The following is a 16,293-nucleotide window of genomic DNA, read 5'->3' as shown; positions in this document are numbered from 1 at the left end:
TGGCGCGTACCCGAGCATGGCTCGGCTCTACAGTAGGGTCGGCCTGCGGCCGGAACCTTACTTGACGCGCGAGGAGTACTCGCCCGAACGGGTGTCGACCTTGATGATTTCATCCTGGTTGACGAACAGCGGCACGCGGACCACTGCACCGGTTTCCAGCGTGGCCGGCTTGCCGCCACCACCGGAGGTGTCACCACGGACGCCCGGGTCGGTCTCGGTGATCTTCAGTTCGACGAAATTCGGCGGCTGCACGAAGATCGGCGAACCGTTGAACAGGGTCACGATGCAGGACTCTTCGCCCTTCAGCCACTTCTCGGCGCCGCCCATGCCGGACTTGTCGGCCTGGACCTGCTCGAAGGTCTCCGGGTCCATGAAGTGCCAGTACTCGCCGTCGCTGTACATGTAGTCCATGTTGGTATCGACCACGTCGGCCACTTCCACGTCATCGGTCGCCTTCATGGTCATTTCGACCGTGCGGCCCGACTTGATGAAGCGATAGCGCACGCGGGTGAAGGCCTGGCCCTTGCCCGGCTTGATGAACTCGGTCTCGGAGATGACGGCCGGTTCATTGTTGACCAGGATCTTCATCCCGTTCTTGACATCGTTCATGCCCGCAGTGGCCATGCTCAAGCTCCTCAAATGGCGAAACCGCCGCGCGTGCGGCGAGCCGGATAGAATGGAAAGCCCACCGGATCCCCGGCGGGCAACTGTTTATGTGTCCATGATAACCGCAGGCCCCCTCTCCATGCAGCTTTCCGCCCTTTCCCGGCCCCGCTCGGCAGGCGCGCCCCCGCGCTGGCAGCAGCTCTGGCGGCAGGCGCTGCGCGACCCGCAGGCGCTGCTGGCGCGGCTGGATCTGGATGCGGCCGCGCTGGGCGTATCAGAGGCTGCCATGGCCCAGTTCGCGCTGCGTGTTCCGGAAGGTTTCGTGGCCCGCATGCGCCGTGGCGATGCCCACGATCCGCTGCTCCGGCAGGTCCTGCCGATCGACGCCGAGATGCGTCCTGCGCCGGGGTTCAGCTTCGACGCGGTGGGCGATGGCGCCGCGAAGAAGGCCACCGGGGTCATCCAGAAGTATCGCGGCCGGGCCCTGCTGGTGGCCACCGGCAGCTGTGCGATCAACTGCCGCTACTGCTTCCGCCGGCATTTCGACTACGGCACCGAGAACGCGGCCAAGGGCGGCTGGCAGGAGGCCGTGGAAGCCATCGCGGCGGATCGGGACATCGACGAGGTGATCCTGTCCGGCGGCGATCCGCTGTCGCTGGCCACCCACAAGCTGGTCGAACTGACCGATGCGCTTGGCCGGATCCCGCATATCCGCCGGCTGCGCATCCACACCCGCCTGCCGATCGTGCTGCCAGAACGCGTGGACGAAGCGTTGCTGGCCTGGCTCGGCTCCCTGCCCTGGCCGCTGGCGATCGTCGTCCACGCCAACCACGCCAATGAATTCGACGCCAGCGTGGATACCGCGATGGCCCTGCTGCGCGGCACCGGTGCGCAGCTGTTGAACCAGGCGGTGCTGCTGCGCGGGGTCAATGACAGCGTGCAGGCCCTGCAGGACCTGAGCGAGCGCAGCTTCGCCGCCGGCGTGCTGCCCTATTACCTGCACCAGCTGGACCGGGTCGAGGGCGTGGCCCATTTCGAAGTGGACGATACCCGCGCCAAGGCCCTGATCGCCGGTCTTACCGCGCGCCTGTCCGGCTACCTGGTGCCCAAGCTGGTGCGCGAACTGCCCGGCGACCCGAGCAAGCGCCCGCTGTAACAGCAGATCCACGCCATGCGTGGATCGCGACGGATCACGCCCCTGATTCGATCATCCGCACAACTTCGGTGGCGGTGACCGGGTGGCTCAACCGGTAGCCCTGGCCCAGATCGCAACCGCGCTGGGCCAGCAGTTCGAACTGCGCTTCCTGCTCGATGCCCTCGGCCACCACGGTGATGCCCAGCGCGTGAGCCATCGCGATGATCGCCGTAGTCAAGGCCAGATCGTCCGGATCGCGCTGCATGTCGGCAACGAAACTCTTGTCGATCTTGACCCCATCCACCGGCACCTGGCGCAGATGGCTGAGACCGGAGAAACCGGTACCGAAATCATCCAGCCATACCTTCACCCCTGCCCGGTGCAGCCGGTCCAGCAGCTGCGCGGCGAGCATCTCGTCCCCGATCACCGCCGTTTCGGTCAGCTCCAGGTGCAGGCGTGATGCGGGCAGGCCAGATTCCTGCAGGCACTGTGCGACCAGCGCGGGCAGCTCTCCGCCGCGCAGCTGCCGTGGCGACACGTTGACCGAGACAAACACCTCGTCGCCGGCGACCCCGCGCGGCCACTGCACCGCCTCCATGCAGGCCGCACGCAGCACCTTCGGACCGATGACCTCGATCAGGCCGCTCTGCTCGGCCACTTCGATGAACACAGAGGGAGGGATCGTGCCCAGGGTCGGGTGCTGCCAGCGCAGCAGCACTTCGACACCCACCATGCGGCGGTCGCGCATGCGGAAGATCGGCTGGTAGGCCAGCCGCAACTCGCCGCGCTCCCACGCACCACGCAGTTCCTGTTCCATGTGGACGCGGCGCTCGACCGCGTGATCCATGGCCCGGCTGTAATAGCGGTAGCAGTTCTTGCCGGCCATCTTCGCCTGGTACATGGCGATGTCGCCGTTCTTCAGCAGCGTGGTCGCATCGGCGGCATCATCGGGGAACAGGGTCACACCGATCGAGGTGCCCAGGAACAGCTCCCTGCCCTGCACCACCAGCGGCTTGCCCAGTTCGCGCACCAGCACTTCGGCCAGCAGGCGGGCATTGGCCGCGACATCACCATCGCCCACCAGGATCACGAATTCGTCGCCGCCGAACCGCGCAAGCAGCGCATCGTCGCCACCGGCTTCGGCAACGGCACGACCGATACGCTGGGCGAACTGCAGCAGGGCCTCATCGCCGGCCTCATGGCCCAGGGTGTCGTTGACCCGCTTGAAATCGTCGATGTCGGCAAACAGCAGGCCCAATCGATGGTTGGACGCACGCGCGGCCATCAGGCGGTGGTCCAGCGCCTCGCGGAACGCCAGCCGGTTGGTCAGCCCGGTCAGGGCATCGGTATAGGCCATGTGCCGGACTTCACGGTCATGCCGGGCAATCGCATCACGCATGCGCACAAAGCCACGTACCAGCTCGCCCACCTCATCGTCGCGGCTGTTTTCCTGCAGCGGCGCCTGGTAGTCGCCCGCTTCGATACGCCGTGCCGCAGCCGCCAGCTCGCGGATCGGCGCGACCAGGGTGCGCTGCACGTACAGGATCACCACTACCCCGATCACCACCAGCAGCCCGAGCATCAACAGCAGCCAGCCCAGGTGGCGGCTGCCGACCTGCTGCAGGCGCTCGCCCAGGGTGGCGTTGGCCGCCTGTTCGCGCTGCTGCACTTCGTCCAGCGCCATGCCGACGCGGACGCCGCCGATGCGCTGCTTGCCGACCATGATCGGCATGGTGTTGTCGAGCACCAGCGGCGACGCCTGCACCACCAGCGACTGCGCGGCCACGGCCCCGGGCGCCAGCGGATCGGTCATCGGCCGGCCGAAATCCGGCACCCCCACCGATCCGTCGTGCACCAGCCGGCCACGATCGTCGAACACCAGCACGTAACGCACCACCGGCTGCCGCGAAATGCTGCGCACCAGTGCACCGACCTGGTCCAGGTCGTTGTAGTACAGCGGATTGGCCAGTGCGTCGGACAGCTCGCGCACCATTGCTTCACCACGGCTGCGCACACTGCGGTCGAACAGTTCATGCAGGACGTTGCCGCTGAGGCTCTTGACCTCGGTCTGCATCGCCGCCTGCCGCCCCAGCAGCACTGCCAGGATCGCCACCACCACCAGCATTGCCCCGCCCATCGCAAGCAGGAATCGGGCCTGCATCCCGGAGCCGAGCCACTTCATTCCACTTCCATCCGCACGCGCGTCAACCCTTGTTTCAATTCATCCAGCCGCTGCTGCGCATGCGCATCGACGCGGTGGAAACCAGAAGTGCCAAAAAACTGTTGCAACGCCCCCTGTGCCCGTGGATCGGCAGCCGCCTGCAGCAGAACCTCCTGCAATCGATCGCGCACCCGTGGGTCGAGATCGGCCCGCACCATTTCCACCGCGCGCGGATACGGTTCGGTCCGCAGCAGCACGCGGAAGTCGCGGCGGAACGCAGCCGGCACCCGCCGCTCGTCGTCCCAGTCCACACTGCTTACCGCACCGCCATCGACCAACCCCTTGTGCACCCACGTGGCGATGTTCAACTCGCTGCGTGCGAACACATAGCCCACGCTGTCCGGGCCGGGAGTGTCCCATGCCCCCGCCAGGATCTGCGGGGCCACGCCATGACCCAGCAGCGTCACCACCGGCACCAGATAGGCACTGGTGGAAGCGGTGCTCTGCAACGCCAGGCGATGCCCCTTCAATTCCTCAAGGTGCTGGATCGGACTGTCGCGACGCACGAAGAACACCGTGTGGTACTCACGCACGCCACTGCGCTCGGTCAGCAGCAGCGGACGGGCGCCGCTGCGCTGGCCCAGCGACATTGCCGTGCCGGCGGTCTCGGTCACCCAATCCACCCGCCCCCGCCGCAGGAAACTGGACATCTGCTGCGGATCGCGCGCCATCAGGATCCGGCCTTCGCGGATTCCCACCCCATGCATGTGTGCCACCACGTAGTCCAACAACGGCTGCAACTGCGTGTAATGCGCCTTCGGATCATCGCTGATCCGCCCCAGAACCAGCACCGGGTCATGGTCAGGCGCAGCATGGGCCACCCCGGCCAGCAGCACCAAGGCCAGGCTCAGCAGACTCCCCTGCAGCGCCTCCCGCAGACCCGTCACGGCATCATCCCCCCAAGGACATCCGGACAGACTACCCGAAAAAACCGGAACCTCGTCAGCCGTCCTTGTTGTCGCTGCGCGCGATCCTGGCCATGCGCTGGGCGTCGGCGAGGACGCCGCGCAGCAGGCGCACTTCGGGCTCGCTCAACGCGCTGCGCAGGAACAGGCGGCGCAGCTTGCGCATTGCCGAATCCGGTGCGCGCCCCTTGTGGAAATCGATCTCGTCCAGGGTGTCGCCCAGCTGCGCGAAGAAGCTCTCCATCTGGTCGTGACTGGCAGCCTGCTCGCGATTGCCCGGCCCTGCCTCGGCAACCGGCTGCGCGCCCAGCAGCTGCATGCGCACTTCATAGGCCAGCACCTGAACCGCGGCGGCCAGGTTGAGCGAGCTGAACTCAGGATCGGACGGAATGTGCACGGCGGCATGGCACAGCTGCAGCTCTTCGTTGGTCAGGCCGGTGCGCTCACGGCCGAATACCAGCGCCACTTCGTCGCCTTCGCCGGCCCGGGTCACGGCGCGGGCCGCGGCATCGGCCGGCAGGAATTCCTCCAGCTGGACCCGCCGGGCGCGCGCGGTGCAACCCAGCACGAAGCGGCAGTCGGCCACGGCTTCGGCCAGGGTGGCGACCACCGGCGCGTCGCCGAGCACATCCTCGGCACCGGCCGAGCGCCGGAAGGCCTCTTCATCAAGCGGCTTTTCCGGCGCCACCAGAACCAGGCGGGCCAGGCCCATGGTCTTCAGGGCACGGGCGGCGGCCCCCATGTTGCCGGGGTGTTGGGTGCCGACAAGGACGAATCGGAGGCGGCTGGCAGCGGGAAACTGGGACATGAACAGGGAAAAGGTCGAGCTGGACGAAGACCAATGGTAAACTGTGCGGCCGGCCACTGCGCCGGACCTGCTCTTTTCCCCCGCCAGCCCTTCTCTTCTGCCTTTCCGGGAGCCCACACCATGCAGAAACCCGCCGTAACCGTCATGGTCAAGGCCGCCCGCCTCGCCGGCAACGTCCTGTTGCGCAACATCAACAAGCTCGAGGCGCTGAATGTGGTGCAGAAGGGCCGCATGGACTACGCCAGCGAAGTCGATGCAGATGCGGAAAAGGTCATCGTCAAGGAACTCAAGCGCGCCTACCCCGAGTACGGCATCTTCGGTGAAGAAGGTGGTGTACAGAGCGAGCGTCGCCACATGTGGGTCATCGACCCGCTCGACGGCACCAGCAACTACCTGCGCGGCGTGCCGCATTACTGCGTGTCGATCGCCCTGGTCGAGAACGGCGAGCCGACCGATGCGGTCATCTTCGACCCGTTGCGCAATGAACTGTTCACCGCCAGCCGCGGCGCCGGTGCCGTCCTCAACGATCGCCGCATCCGCGTTGCCGACCGCAAGGACCTGGAAGGCACCATGATCCACACCGGCTTCGCCCCGCGTGAGCGCGCCCGCGCCAGCGCCCAGCTGAAGTCGGTCGACACCCTGCTGGTCCAGGCCGAGGATATCCGCCGTACCGGTTCGGCCGCGCTGGACCTGGCCTATGTGGCCTGCGGCCGCGCCGATGCCTATTTCGAAGCCGGTGTGAAGGCATGGGATATCGCCGCCGGCCTGCTGCTGGTCCGCGAGGCCGGTGGCAAGGTCTGCGACTTCAAGGGCGCGACCCTCGGCCGCATGGACAACCGCGGCCCGGACAACCACCAGATCGTGGCCGGCAACCTGAAGGTGGCCGAGGCGCTGCAGAAGGTGCTGGTCAATACCGGTTACGCCGCCGAGTTCGACGCGAAGTTCTGATACCCGCGTAGAAACGGTTCAGCGGAACGGCGCCTGCGAAGGCGCCGTTCCTGTTTGCGCTGTCATGCACCGGTAGCGCCGGGCCACGCCCGGCGGATCGTTTCCGCGCTGCCAGCTCTCGCCTCCAGCGCGCTCGGCCACCGCCGTCAGGGGTCGATATCGCGGAACCCGCGCTCGTCCAGCACCGCCTGCACGGCACCGGAGTCTTCATCGATGATGCGCAGTCCAGCCGGCGGCGCCTCGCTGCTGCCGGTGAGCACGTAGGCCGAGCAATGGGCCAGCAGGTAGCGGTGCTGCCACGGAAGGTTGTTCCAGGTCGGCATCGTCATCACGTTGCCACCGCGCTTGCCTGCGTGGCGCAGATCGATGAGGCCCACTTCCTGGCTGTCCCTGATCAGGTCGGGACACATTCCAAGCAAGGAAGGCGGAAACGCGGGAGACGGGCCCTCCGGCCCCTGGTCGCGGGCAGCGACCGATGCGCTTGCGGCCAGCAACAACGGAAGCCAGGTCATGGCGTATCGCATGGATGTTTGTCCTTGAACATCACCGGTGAGCAGCGGCGTCACGTTACCACGCGTGATACGCCCTGCCCGACCAGCCCCGACACGGGCGTCGGGGCCAGTGCGGACACCTGCACATCGGCGCCGCCGCAACGGAAAACGCCCGGCACAAGGCCGGGCGTTGGTGTTTCCGGGTGCGGCCCGACGCTTACGCCGCGGTGGATGCCCGCAGCGCGGCGATGCGCTCTTCCAGCGGCGGATGGCTCATGAACAGCTTCCTGGCCGTCGAACCGGCAATACCGAATGCGGCAATCTGGGTCGGCAGCGTGCTCTGGCCGTGGTTGAGCTGCAGGCGTTCCAGCGCGGCGATCATCTTCTGGCGGCCGGCCAGCGAAGCACCGCCGGCGTCGGCACGGAACTCGCGGTGGCGCGAGAACCACATCGAGATCATCGTGGCGAACAGGCCGAACACCATTTCCAGCACGAACACGATGATGAAGTACGCAAAGCCGCGGCCGCCGCCTTCGCGGTTGCCCGACAGCGCGCTGTCGATGATGCCGCCGACCACGCGGGCCAGCACGATCACGAAGGTGTTCAGCACACCCTGCAGCAGCGCCATGGTGATCATGTCACCGTTGGCGACGTGGGCGATTTCATGGCCCAGCACCGCCTCGGCCTCGTCTTCGCTCATGTTGTGCAGCAGGCCGGTGGACACCGCCACCAGCGCGTTGTTGCGGTTGGCGCCGGTGGCGAAGGCGTTGATCTCCGGGCCGTCATACACCGCCACTTCCGGCATGCCGATGCCGGCCGCCTTGGCCTGGCGCTTGACGGTGGCCAGCAGCCAGCGCTCGGTCTGGTTGCGCGGTTCGGTGATGACCACCGCACCGGTGGAGCGCTTGGCCATCCACTTGGACAGCAGCAGCGAAATGAGTGAACCGCCGAAACCGAAGATGGCCGCCATGACCAGCAGGCCGCTCATGGAGCGGGAGTCCACGCCCAGGATCGACATCACGATGCTCGCAAGGATCAGCACCGCAAGGTTGGTCGCTAGAAAGAGGGCAATACGGGTGAACATGGGAAATTCCGGCTCGGAAGGGGTCGATATCCGTCAATTTGCGGTGCGCTCAGCTTGAATTCAAGCGCCAACCTGACCGACGATTCAGTCTGCATGACTGCCAACGCCCCCTGCGGCCGCTTCGCACCTTCGCCGACCGGCCTGCTTCACCCCGGATCCCTGCTCGCCGCCTTCGGCAGCTGGCTGCTTGCCCGTCATCATGGCGGCGCCTGGCGCCTGCGCATCGAAGACGTTGATCCGCCGCGCACGGTACCCGGCGCGGCGCGGGCACAGCTGCAGGCGCTGGCGGCGTTCGGCCTGGTCCATGACGGCCCGATCCTCTGGCAGAGCACGCGCGGCGGGGCTTACCAGGCCGCGCTGGACGCGCTGCTTGCCGGCGATCAGGCCTTCGTCTGCCACTGCAGCCGCAGCGAGCTGGCCGCCAGCGGCGGCATCCACCACCGTTGCGTGGCGCGGCAAGCGCGGCCGGACCCTGCCGTCCGCTTCCGCGTGCCGGCCGGCAGCATCGTGCAGTTCGACGATGGCCTGCGCGGCCTGCAACAGCAGGACGTGCATGCCGACGTCGGCGACTTCGTGCTGCGCCGTGCCGACGGCTGCTGGGCCTACCAGCTGGCGGTGGTGGTCGATGATGCCGCGCAAGGGGTTACCGAGGTGGTGCGCGGCGCCGACCTGCTGGACTCCACCGCACGGCAGATCCTGCTGCAGCGGGCGCTGGGCCTGGCGGTACCGCGTTACTGGCACCTGCCGCTGCTGCTCGATGCGCCGGGCCACAAGCTGTCCAAATCACTGGCCGCACTGCCGGTGGACAGCGCGCAGCCGCTGCCGGTGCTGCGCCAGCTCTGGCAGCTGCTTGGCCAGCCTCCCGCCGCGCTGGACGCTGCATACGATCTGGCCGCGCTGCTGGCCGCTGCACGACAGGCCTTCGACCCCGCCCGGCTGCCGCGCGCTGACATCCTGATTGGAGCGGGCCTGCTGCCACCCGGCGCACTTTCAGCCCCGATGTTGCAGAATCCATCTTCCCCCACCTGATATCCGGACAGCTCTCCATGACATCTCGCGTCGCACTGGTCACCGGCGGAACCGGCGGCATCGGTACCGCCATCTGCCAACGCCTGGCCGACCAGGGCCACCGGGTCGCCACCAATTACCGCGACGAAGCCAAGGCACGCGCCTGGCAGCAGGTGATGACCGAGCGCGGCTACGGCGTGTCCCTCTTCCCGGGTGATGTGTCCGAGCCGGGCAGTGCCGAAGCCATGATCCGCGCGGTCGAGGCCGAACTCGGCCCGGTCGAGATCCTGGTCAACAACGCCGGCATCACCCGCGATACCACCTTCCACCGCATGCGCGCCGAGCAGTGGCACGACGTCATCAACACCAACCTCAATTCGGTGTTCAACGTCACCCGCCCGGTCATCGAAGGCATGCGCCGCCGTGGCTGGGGCCGGGTCATCCAGATCAGTTCGATCAACGGCCTGAAGGGCCAGTACGGCCAGGCCAACTACGCCGCCGCCAAGGCCGGCATGCACGGCTTCACCATCTCGCTGGCGCGCGAGAACGCGGGCTTCGGCATCACGGTCAACACCATCTCGCCCGGCTATGTGGCCACCGACATGGTGATGGCGGTGCCGGAGGAAGTGCGCGCCAAGATCATCGCCGACATTCCCACCGGTCGCCTCGGCAAGCCGGAGGAGATCGCCTACGGGGTGTCGTTCCTGGTCGCCGAGGAAGCCTCATGGATCACCGGCAGCAACCTGGACATCAACGGCGGCCACCATATGGGCTGGTAAGCGGCCAGGCCGCGCCGGGTCCGACACCCACGCAGCGCTACCCTGCCGTTGGTCATGCTGCGCAGCACGCAAACCCTTGTTGCGCAACATTCTGCGGGCCGAAAGCCAAGCCTGGCGGGGGCTGGGGCGGTTGCAACGGCTGCTGCACTGCGCCATGCTGCGCGTCTACTGTGACGAGTACCGCTTCATGGCTGCGACCCGCATCATCAAGAAGTATCCGAACCGCCGTCTGTATGACACCGAGATCTCCAGCTACATCACCATAGAGGATGTGCGCCAGCTGATCCTCGACGGCGAAGACTTCGAAGTCCGTGACGCCAAGAGCGGCGACGACCTCACCCGATCGGTCCTGCTGCAGATCATCGCCGACCAGGAACAGGACGGCGAGCCGATGCTCTCCACCCAGCTGCTCAGCCAGCTGATCCGTTTCTACGGTGATTCCCTGCAGGGCTTCATGGGCAACTACCTGGAGCGCAGCATGCAGGTCTTCCTGGACCAGCAGCAGCAGTTCCGCCAGCAGATGGGCAACCTGCTGGGGCAGACCCCCTGGGCCATGATGAACCAGCTGACCGAGCGCAACCTGGAGCTGTGGCAGGAATTCCAGCGCAACATGGGCAGTGGTTTCGGCGGCCCGCGTCCAGGTGGTACCGGCACGGGTACGGGCACCGGCACCGGCACCACCGGCAAGCCGAACGAGTCCGGCACCAGCACCGGCGGCAAGACGCGCCGCTGAGGCGAACACCCCGGGATGAACAAGAACGGCGCGCCATGGGCGCGCCGTTTTTTTTGTTCTATCCATCCGCCTGCCAAGGCACGGCGTGGATCTAGCGCTTGGCCTTGCACCCTGTGCACACGCGCTCGACCTTGTAGCCCTTGGCCTTCAACTTCTCCACCAGGCCATCGCTGCCCAGCAGGTGCAGGCCGCCGACCACCACCAGCGTGCCGCCCTGCCCGGCCTGCAGGTACGGCAGCAGTTTGGGCACCCATGCATCGTTGCGGTCGGTATTGATGCGCTTGTAGAGCTGCGGATACTGCTGGCGCATTTCAACGCCCATCTTGTTCCACAGGAAGCGCTCGTCGCCACGTCGCCATGCCTCATGCAGCATGCGCGCCTGCTCATCGGCCTTGCCAGCCTGGTCCAGCGCTTCGGTCAGCATCTGCCGCTGCTCCTGCAGACTCATGCCATCGAGCAGGTTGATCTGGCTGGCCATGTCTTCCAGGCCCGCCGTCTTCCTGCCGGTCTTCTGCGCACGCTGCATGAAATGCCGGTCCAGGCCGAGCTCAGGGTCCAGCCCCAGTTTCTGCATCTGCCCGACACTGATGGTCAGGCCCACGAACCATGCTTTCATGCCCTGCAACTGGGCCAGCGGCAGCTGGTTCTGCGCCGCGTAGGCCTGCAGCTTCTGCCACGTCGGCGCATCCAAATCACGCTTGAGTTCGCTGCCATCCTTGCGGGTGGCCACCTGCACCATCTGGCTGGCCATCTGTGGCGACTGAAGCTCTTCGGGAGTGACCTCGAACAGCACGCGCTGCGAAGCATCGAATGCCTGTTCGACATCGACCGACAGCGGATAGTCCTGCGGCTTCAACAGATGGAAGGAGCCCAGCAGGAACAGGCGCGCATCGCCCTGCCCGGTGACCTTCCACAACAGCGGCAATGGCGGCTTGCCCGTCGCCGCATCCGCGGCCGCATCCCGCGCGGTCGCCAACGGCGCAATGGCGCACGCAAGCAGAAATACAGTACTGCGCAGCAGCAGTTTCATCGTCATTTTCAGCCCTCTCCTTCAGGCAGGTGATATGCCTTCTCGCCGGCTTCCACGCGCAGGTCCAGGCGGTTTTCCGGTGGCGCCAGCGGGCAGGTGGCATACGCGGTGAACGCGCACGGCGGGTTGGTGGCGTGGTTGAAATCGAGCAGCACATGGCCGTCGGCCGTGGGCGCATCGGTATCCAGGTAGCGCCCGGCAGGATAGCTGCCATGGCCGCTGGTGCGATCGGCGAAGATCAGGAACAGCGGCTGCCCCGGCTCGCCGATGGCCTGCAACCGCCAGCTGCGGCCATCGCGCTCGAACTCGACCGTACCGGCACTGGGCATGGCAGTGGTCAGGCCGGTGATGTCCACGATCGGCATGGTCGTGCCCGGCGGGTGCGGAATGAAGCGCGCCTTCAGCTGCCAACCCGGGCCACCGGGCCAGTACTGCAGGCCGGCGAAATCGCGCCGTGCCGGCGCATCGGCGTGCTTGACCCGCAGCGCATCACGCGGACCGCGACGGATCAGGCTGAGCTGGCCTTTGCCGCCATCGAAGGCCAGCAGGGTCGGCTGCGGATCCTTGTCGGTATCCATGCGCACGCGGCCACGCACCGGCTGCCCGTCCAGGGTGACATCCGTGCCGGATTCGGGAGTGAACCACCACTGGTCGCCCTCGCGGCGCAGCAGGCCAAGCTTGGCCGGCCCCACCGCGAGACGGATGCCGCTGGTGGCGCCACTGCCAACGAAGTGCGACCGGTTCTGCAGCCAGTGCAGGCCGACCAGCGCGGTCCAGCCGTCCGCCCGGGTCAGGTCCTGGTAGCGCAGCACGCGCCATTGCTGTTGCTGCGCGGCGAATGCCGGATCTTCAACGGCCGGCGGCGCCGGCGTCGGTGCCGGGCTGCAGGCGGCCAACAACAGGGCAGCCAGCAGGCTCCCCAATCCCCAATGTCGCATCAGTGCTCCCCTCAACGTCCGCGCAGGAACCAGCGGTCGATCTCCGCCAGCGAAAAACGCGCCCAGGTCGGTCGACCGTGATTGCACTGACCCGAGCGTTCGGTGATTTCCATGTCGCGCAGCAGTGCGTTCATTTCCGGCACCGTCAAGCGCCGGTTCGCACGCACCGCGCCATGGCAGGCCATGGTCGACAGCAGTTCATCGCGCGCGGTTGCGATGCGCCGGCTCTGGCCATGCTCGCGCAGGTCGGTCAGCACATCGCGCAGCAGCCCTTCCGGCTCGGCATTGGCCAGCAATGCCGGGATGCTGCGCACGTGGAGCGCGCCAGGACCGGCACGGGTGATTTCGAAGCCGAGCGCGGCCAGCGTCTCTGCCTCCGCTTCGGCAGTGTCGGCCTCACGCTCACCCACCGCCAGGGTGATCGGCACCAGCAACGGCTGCGACTGCAGGCCGATGCCATCGTGGGCATTCTTCAATCGTTCGTAGCCGATGCGCTCGTGCGCTGCATGCATGTCGACCACGATCAGGCCTTCGGCATTCTCGGCCAGGATGTAGATGCCGTGCAGCTGGGCGATGGCATAGCCCAGCGGCGGCACGCCGGCATCCGCACGGGTGACCGGCAGCCCGTTCTCCATCGGCATCGGCGGCAACGCCGCACCACGCTCGGCAGCGCCTGGCGACGAATACAGGGCCGCGTAGGCCGCCGGTGCATCGGCCACCTGCAGGCCCAACGGCTGCTGTGGCCGCCAACCGGAGAATCCACCGCCACCGCCCGACCCTGCACCGGGCGCCGGGCCGCGGACGAAACCATAGCTGGACGCCGTCATGCCAGCCGTGGCCGCCGCACCTTCCATCGCGGCCGCATGCGCGGCACCTGCACCGATCTCCTGCGCTGTCACCCCAGCGCGGGTGTCGGCCAGTGCATCCTTCAGGGTGCGGTAGACGAAGTCGTGCACCAGCCGCGAATCGCGGAAACGTACTTCGTGCTTGGCCGGATGCACGTTCACATCCACCCGGGTCGGGTCCAGTTCCAGGAACAGCACATAGGCCGGCTGGCGGCCGTGGTAGAGCACATCGCCGTAAGCCATCTTCACCGCGTGCGCGACACTGCGGTCACGCACCGAGCGACCATTGACATACAGGTACTGCTGGTCGGTACTGGCACGCGAATAATGGGGCTGCGCGATCCAGCCGTGCAGCCGCAGGCCGGCACCGCTGTGGTCCACGCGCACCGCCTGCGCAGCGAAATCCTCGCCCAGCGTTTCGGCCAGGCGCACATCCGAATACAGGTCGCCCGGCTTGTAGCGGCGCGACGCCTTGCCGTTGTGCGACACGCGCAGTTCGACATCGGGGCGGGCCAGCGCCAGCGAGCGCAGCCATTCCTCGATATGCCCCAGTTCGGTACGCTCGGCACGCAGGAACTTGCGTCGCGCCGGCACGTTGTAGAACAGCTCGCGCACTTCCACCGTGGTGCCTGGCGCATGCGCGCGCGGGGTCACCTCGCCGATCTTGCCGCCTTCGATCTGCAGCGCCGAACCATGCTCGTCATGGGCGCGGCGCGAGGACAGGGTGAAACGGCTGACCGAGGCAATGGACGGCAGCGCTTCGCCACGGAAACCGAGCGTTGCCACCGCTTCCAGCTCATCAAGGTTGGCGATCTTGCTGGTTGCATGCCGCGATACCGCCAGCGGCAGCTGTTCGGGCGCAATACCACTGCCGTTGTCGCGGATGCGGATCAGGCGCACACCGCCTTCCTCCAGCTCGATATCGACGCGGCTGGCACCGGCATCGATCGCGTTCTCGACCAGTTCCTTCACCACCGATGCGGGGCGTTCGACCACCTCACCGGCGGCGATCTGGTTGATCAGGATTTCCGGCAGCGGCCGGATCGGACGCGGATCGGGCGCGGTCATGGGGCTGGCTGGGTTTCAGACGTCATGCCCTGATGATAACGGAGCTGCACTTCCGCCGGGCATGGCCCGGCGCTACCGTAACCCGCTGCGCGGGTTACTTGCTGCCGCCGGCGACGGTGCTGGCGGCGTCGATCTCGGCCTGGGCACGGGCGGCATACAAGGTACCCGGCGGCGGCTGGCGGCTGAAGAAGGTGTGCACGCCATCCAGCACTGCGCCGGCCACCTTGCGCTGGTACGCCGGATCGATCAGGCGGCGCTCTTCATCCGGGTTGGAGATGAAGGCGGTTTCCACCAGCATCGCCGGCATGTCCGAGGTGCGCAGCACGGCAAAGTTGGCGCGCTCGATGTTCGGCTTGTGGTTGTTGCCGATCCTCTTCAGACCGCCCAGCACGTGCCCGGCCGCGTCCTCGGAGGACTTCATGTAGCCGCTCTGGGCCAGGTCCAGCAGGACGTTGGCCAGCGTCCCTTCGGTCTGCTGCAGGCGCACGCCACCGACCAGGTCGGCCGCGTTTTCCTTGTCCGCCAGCCAGCGTGCGCGCTGCGACGACGCGCCCTTGGTCGACAGCACATAGACCGAGGAGCCGGTGGCCGAACGGTTCTCGGCCGCATCGGCGTGGATCGAAATGAAGATGTCCGCCTTGTTCGCGCGGGCCTTCTGCGCACGCATCGGCAGCGGAATGAACACATCGCTGTCGCGGGTCAGGAAGGCTCTCAGGCCGGGCGTGGCATTGACCTGGCGCGCCAGTTCACGCGCCACCGCAAGGGTGACGTCCTTTTCGCGCTTGCCGGTCGGACCGATGGCGCCGGGATCCTGGCCGCCATGGCCGGGATCGATCGCCACCACCAGATGACGCATCCCCGGCTGCATGCGGATGCGCGAGGCATCACTGGGCATGCTGGGGCGCGGCGATTCGGCCTGCGCGACAGGTGTCGGCGCGGGGCGCGGCGGATTGGCAACCACTGCGGCGGTCGGCTGGCCGGCAAGGATCGCCGCTGCCGAAGACGGCGGCGTGCTGCTGGCCGTCGTGCCGGCCGCTGCAACCTGCACCGGGGTAGTGCTCGGCGCCGGTGTCGGCACCGCGGGCGCGGCGGCACTGGCACTGGCCTGCTGCTGCACCTGTGCGGTCAGCAGGGCCGTGGCCCGCGCAGCATCGCCACGTGTCTGCGGGTTGGGTGCCGACGGGACCACCGTGGGCTGTTGCGGCACCGGTGCCGGCGTTGCAGCCTGGCGCGCAACCGGTGCCGGACCATCGCCCGGCCACTCGATGACCAGCTTGGATTCATTGCCTTCGCGCTGCATCTGCGGGCGGAAAGGGGCGACCGTCTCGGCCAGGTCGAACACGACGCGGAAGGTGCCCGGCACCGGCTGTCCGGTGCGCACTGCGGTGACCACGCCCTGCGGCGAAGGCATCTTCAGGTTGCGCACCGCGCTGGAATCGGGGAAATCCACCACCAGTCGATTGGGGCCGGCCAGGGACAGGGTCTTGTAGCCGCCACTGCCGACCAGCGCGATTTCCGCACGGGTGCCGGTGGCTCCCGTATTCAGCAGAACCTGGCGGACTTCGCCGGCCCACGCACTGACGCTCGCCAGACTCAGTCCGACGGCGGCACAGATGGCAATGAGACGGTTCCCCGGGCGCATGACTCAGGATTCAATCACCGCGCTGAACGGAATGCAACACCTTTTTCCTTAA

At 67.1% G+C, this 16,293-nt stretch carries 15 protein-coding genes; 5 read left to right on the top strand and 10 right to left on the bottom strand.

Annotated elements, in window-relative coordinates:
• Positions 1 to 57: 57 nt before the first annotated feature.
• The gene (efp, locus tag ACVOLJ_RS05120; protein WP_046988145.1) at positions 58 to 624 is read right to left on the bottom strand and encodes an elongation factor P; all 567 of its coding nucleotides are present in this window, start codon (positions 622 to 624) and stop codon (positions 58 to 60) included.
• Between the two features lie 97 nt (positions 625 to 721).
• On the opposite strand from efp, the gene epmB reads away from it, so the two are divergent.
• A complete protein-coding gene (epmB, locus tag ACVOLJ_RS05115) occupies positions 722 to 1,762 on the top strand; it encodes an EF-P beta-lysylation protein EpmB (protein WP_475280271.1) in 1,041 nt (346 codons plus the stop codon).
• Positions 1,763 to 1,796: 34 nt separating this feature from the next.
• Here the strand turns inward: epmB and ACVOLJ_RS05110 are convergent, their stop codons facing one another.
• From ACVOLJ_RS05110 to ACVOLJ_RS05100, 3 genes are read right to left on the bottom strand one after another with little or no spacing between them, the layout of a single operon-like run.
• On the bottom strand, positions 1,797 to 3,923 hold the full coding sequence (locus ACVOLJ_RS05110; protein WP_475280272.1) for a putative bifunctional diguanylate cyclase/phosphodiesterase: 2,127 nt from the start codon (positions 3,921 to 3,923) through the stop codon (positions 1,797 to 1,799).
• The gene (locus ACVOLJ_RS05105; RefSeq protein WP_481563619.1) at positions 3,920 to 4,849 is read right to left on the bottom strand and encodes a phosphate/phosphite/phosphonate ABC transporter substrate-binding protein; all 930 of its coding nucleotides are present in this window, start codon (positions 4,847 to 4,849) and stop codon (positions 3,920 to 3,922) included. The genes ACVOLJ_RS05110 and ACVOLJ_RS05105 overlap by 4 nt, the downstream gene beginning before the upstream one ends.
• Positions 4,850 to 4,904: 55 nt before the next feature.
• Entirely contained in the window at positions 4,905 to 5,675 is a 771-nt protein-coding gene (locus tag ACVOLJ_RS05100; RefSeq protein ID WP_475280274.1) for an RNA methyltransferase, read from the bottom strand.
• Between the two features lie 120 nt (positions 5,676 to 5,795).
• Here ACVOLJ_RS05100 and ACVOLJ_RS05095 point away from each other — a divergent pair, with 120 nt between their 5' ends.
• The gene (locus tag ACVOLJ_RS05095) at positions 5,796 to 6,623 is read left to right on the top strand and encodes an inositol monophosphatase family protein (RefSeq protein WP_475280275.1); all 828 of its coding nucleotides are present in this window, start codon (positions 5,796 to 5,798) and stop codon (positions 6,621 to 6,623) included.
• Positions 6,624 to 6,769: 146 nt separating this feature from the next.
• On the opposite strand, the gene ACVOLJ_RS05090 is transcribed toward ACVOLJ_RS05095, so the two are convergent.
• Together ACVOLJ_RS05090 and htpX are read right to left on the bottom strand one after the other, a co-directional pair.
• Complete coding sequence (locus tag ACVOLJ_RS05090; RefSeq protein ID WP_475280276.1) at positions 6,770 to 7,189, bottom strand: hypothetical protein; 420 nt, start codon at positions 7,187 to 7,189, stop codon at positions 6,770 to 6,772.
• A gap of 142 nt (positions 7,190 to 7,331) precedes the next feature.
• The gene (gene htpX / locus ACVOLJ_RS05085; protein WP_481563618.1) at positions 7,332 to 8,198 is read right to left on the bottom strand and encodes a protease HtpX; all 867 of its coding nucleotides are present in this window, start codon (positions 8,196 to 8,198) and stop codon (positions 7,332 to 7,334) included.
• A 93-nt stretch (positions 8,199 to 8,291) separates the two neighbouring features.
• Between htpX and gluQRS the strand changes: the two genes are divergently transcribed.
• From gluQRS to phaR, 3 genes are all read left to right on the top strand, one after another.
• Positions 8,292 to 9,227 (top strand): tRNA glutamyl-Q(34) synthetase GluQRS, encoded by a 936-nt coding sequence (gene gluQRS, locus ACVOLJ_RS05080; protein WP_475280278.1) that lies wholly within the window; start codon positions 8,292 to 8,294, stop codon positions 9,225 to 9,227.
• A gap of 17 nt (positions 9,228 to 9,244) precedes the next feature.
• Complete coding sequence (phbB, locus tag ACVOLJ_RS05075) at positions 9,245 to 9,985, top strand: acetoacetyl-CoA reductase (RefSeq protein WP_481563617.1); 741 nt, start codon at positions 9,245 to 9,247, stop codon at positions 9,983 to 9,985.
• 187 nt (positions 9,986 to 10,172) lie between these two features.
• Complete coding sequence (gene phaR, locus ACVOLJ_RS05070; RefSeq protein ID WP_481563639.1) at positions 10,173 to 10,718, top strand: polyhydroxyalkanoate synthesis repressor PhaR; 546 nt, start codon at positions 10,173 to 10,175, stop codon at positions 10,716 to 10,718.
• Between the two features lie 91 nt (positions 10,719 to 10,809).
• Here the strand turns inward: phaR and ACVOLJ_RS05065 are convergent, their stop codons facing one another.
• From ACVOLJ_RS05065 to ACVOLJ_RS05050, 4 genes are all read right to left on the bottom strand, one after another.
• The gene (locus ACVOLJ_RS05065; RefSeq protein WP_481563616.1) at positions 10,810 to 11,754 is read right to left on the bottom strand and encodes a TraB/GumN family protein; all 945 of its coding nucleotides are present in this window, start codon (positions 11,752 to 11,754) and stop codon (positions 10,810 to 10,812) included.
• A 2-nt stretch (positions 11,755 to 11,756) separates the two neighbouring features.
• Positions 11,757 to 12,686, bottom strand: a complete 930-nt coding sequence (locus ACVOLJ_RS05060; protein WP_481563615.1) for a DUF1684 domain-containing protein — start codon at positions 12,684 to 12,686, stop codon at positions 11,757 to 11,759.
• Positions 12,687 to 12,697: 11 nt separating this feature from the next.
• Positions 12,698 to 14,599 (bottom strand): DNA mismatch repair endonuclease MutL, encoded by a 1,902-nt coding sequence (mutL, locus tag ACVOLJ_RS05055; RefSeq protein WP_475280282.1) that lies wholly within the window; start codon positions 14,597 to 14,599, stop codon positions 12,698 to 12,700.
• 94 nt (positions 14,600 to 14,693) lie between these two features.
• Positions 14,694 to 16,241 (bottom strand): N-acetylmuramoyl-L-alanine amidase, encoded by a 1,548-nt coding sequence (locus ACVOLJ_RS05050; RefSeq protein ID WP_475280283.1) that lies wholly within the window; start codon positions 16,239 to 16,241, stop codon positions 14,694 to 14,696.
• Positions 16,242 to 16,293 lie beyond the last annotated feature (52 nt).

It is taken from the genome of Stenotrophomonas sp. STEN046 (genome assembly GCF_056759755.1).
The sequence above is the reverse complement of the archived record's forward strand: the minus strand, read 5'-3'. Positions and strand labels throughout refer to the sequence as shown.

Bases quoted from the DNA above. Each gene is read 5' to 3' on its own strand.
- efp (WP_046988145.1), bottom strand. From the start codon at position 624: ATGGCCACTGCGGGCATGAACGATGTCAAGAACGGGATGAAGATCCTG.
- epmB (WP_475280271.1), top strand. From the start codon at position 722: ATGATAACCGCAGGCCCCCTCTCCATGCAGCTTTCCGCCCTTTCCCGG.
- ACVOLJ_RS05110 (WP_475280272.1), bottom strand. From the start codon at position 3,923: ATGAAGTGGCTCGGCTCCGGGATGCAGGCCCGATTCCTGCTTGCGATG.
- ACVOLJ_RS05100 (WP_475280274.1), bottom strand. From the start codon at position 5,675: ATGTCCCAGTTTCCCGCTGCCAGCCGCCTCCGATTCGTCCTTGTCGGC.
- ACVOLJ_RS05095 (WP_475280275.1), top strand. From the start codon at position 5,796: ATGCAGAAACCCGCCGTAACCGTCATGGTCAAGGCCGCCCGCCTCGCC.
- htpX (WP_481563618.1), bottom strand. From the start codon at position 8,198: ATGTTCACCCGTATTGCCCTCTTTCTAGCGACCAACCTTGCGGTGCTG.
- gluQRS (WP_475280278.1), top strand. From the start codon at position 8,292: ATGACTGCCAACGCCCCCTGCGGCCGCTTCGCACCTTCGCCGACCGGC.
- phbB (WP_481563617.1), top strand. From the start codon at position 9,245: ATGACATCTCGCGTCGCACTGGTCACCGGCGGAACCGGCGGCATCGGT.
- phaR (WP_481563639.1), top strand. From the start codon at position 10,173: ATGGCTGCGACCCGCATCATCAAGAAGTATCCGAACCGCCGTCTGTAT.
- ACVOLJ_RS05065 (WP_481563616.1), bottom strand. From the start codon at position 11,754: ATGACGATGAAACTGCTGCTGCGCAGTACTGTATTTCTGCTTGCGTGC.
- ACVOLJ_RS05060 (WP_481563615.1), bottom strand. From the start codon at position 12,686: ATGCGACATTGGGGATTGGGGAGCCTGCTGGCTGCCCTGTTGTTGGCC.
- mutL (WP_475280282.1), bottom strand. From the start codon at position 14,599: ATGACCGCGCCCGATCCGCGTCCGATCCGGCCGCTGCCGGAAATCCTG.
- ACVOLJ_RS05050 (WP_475280283.1), bottom strand. From the start codon at position 16,241: ATGCGCCCGGGGAACCGTCTCATTGCCATCTGTGCCGCCGTCGGACTG.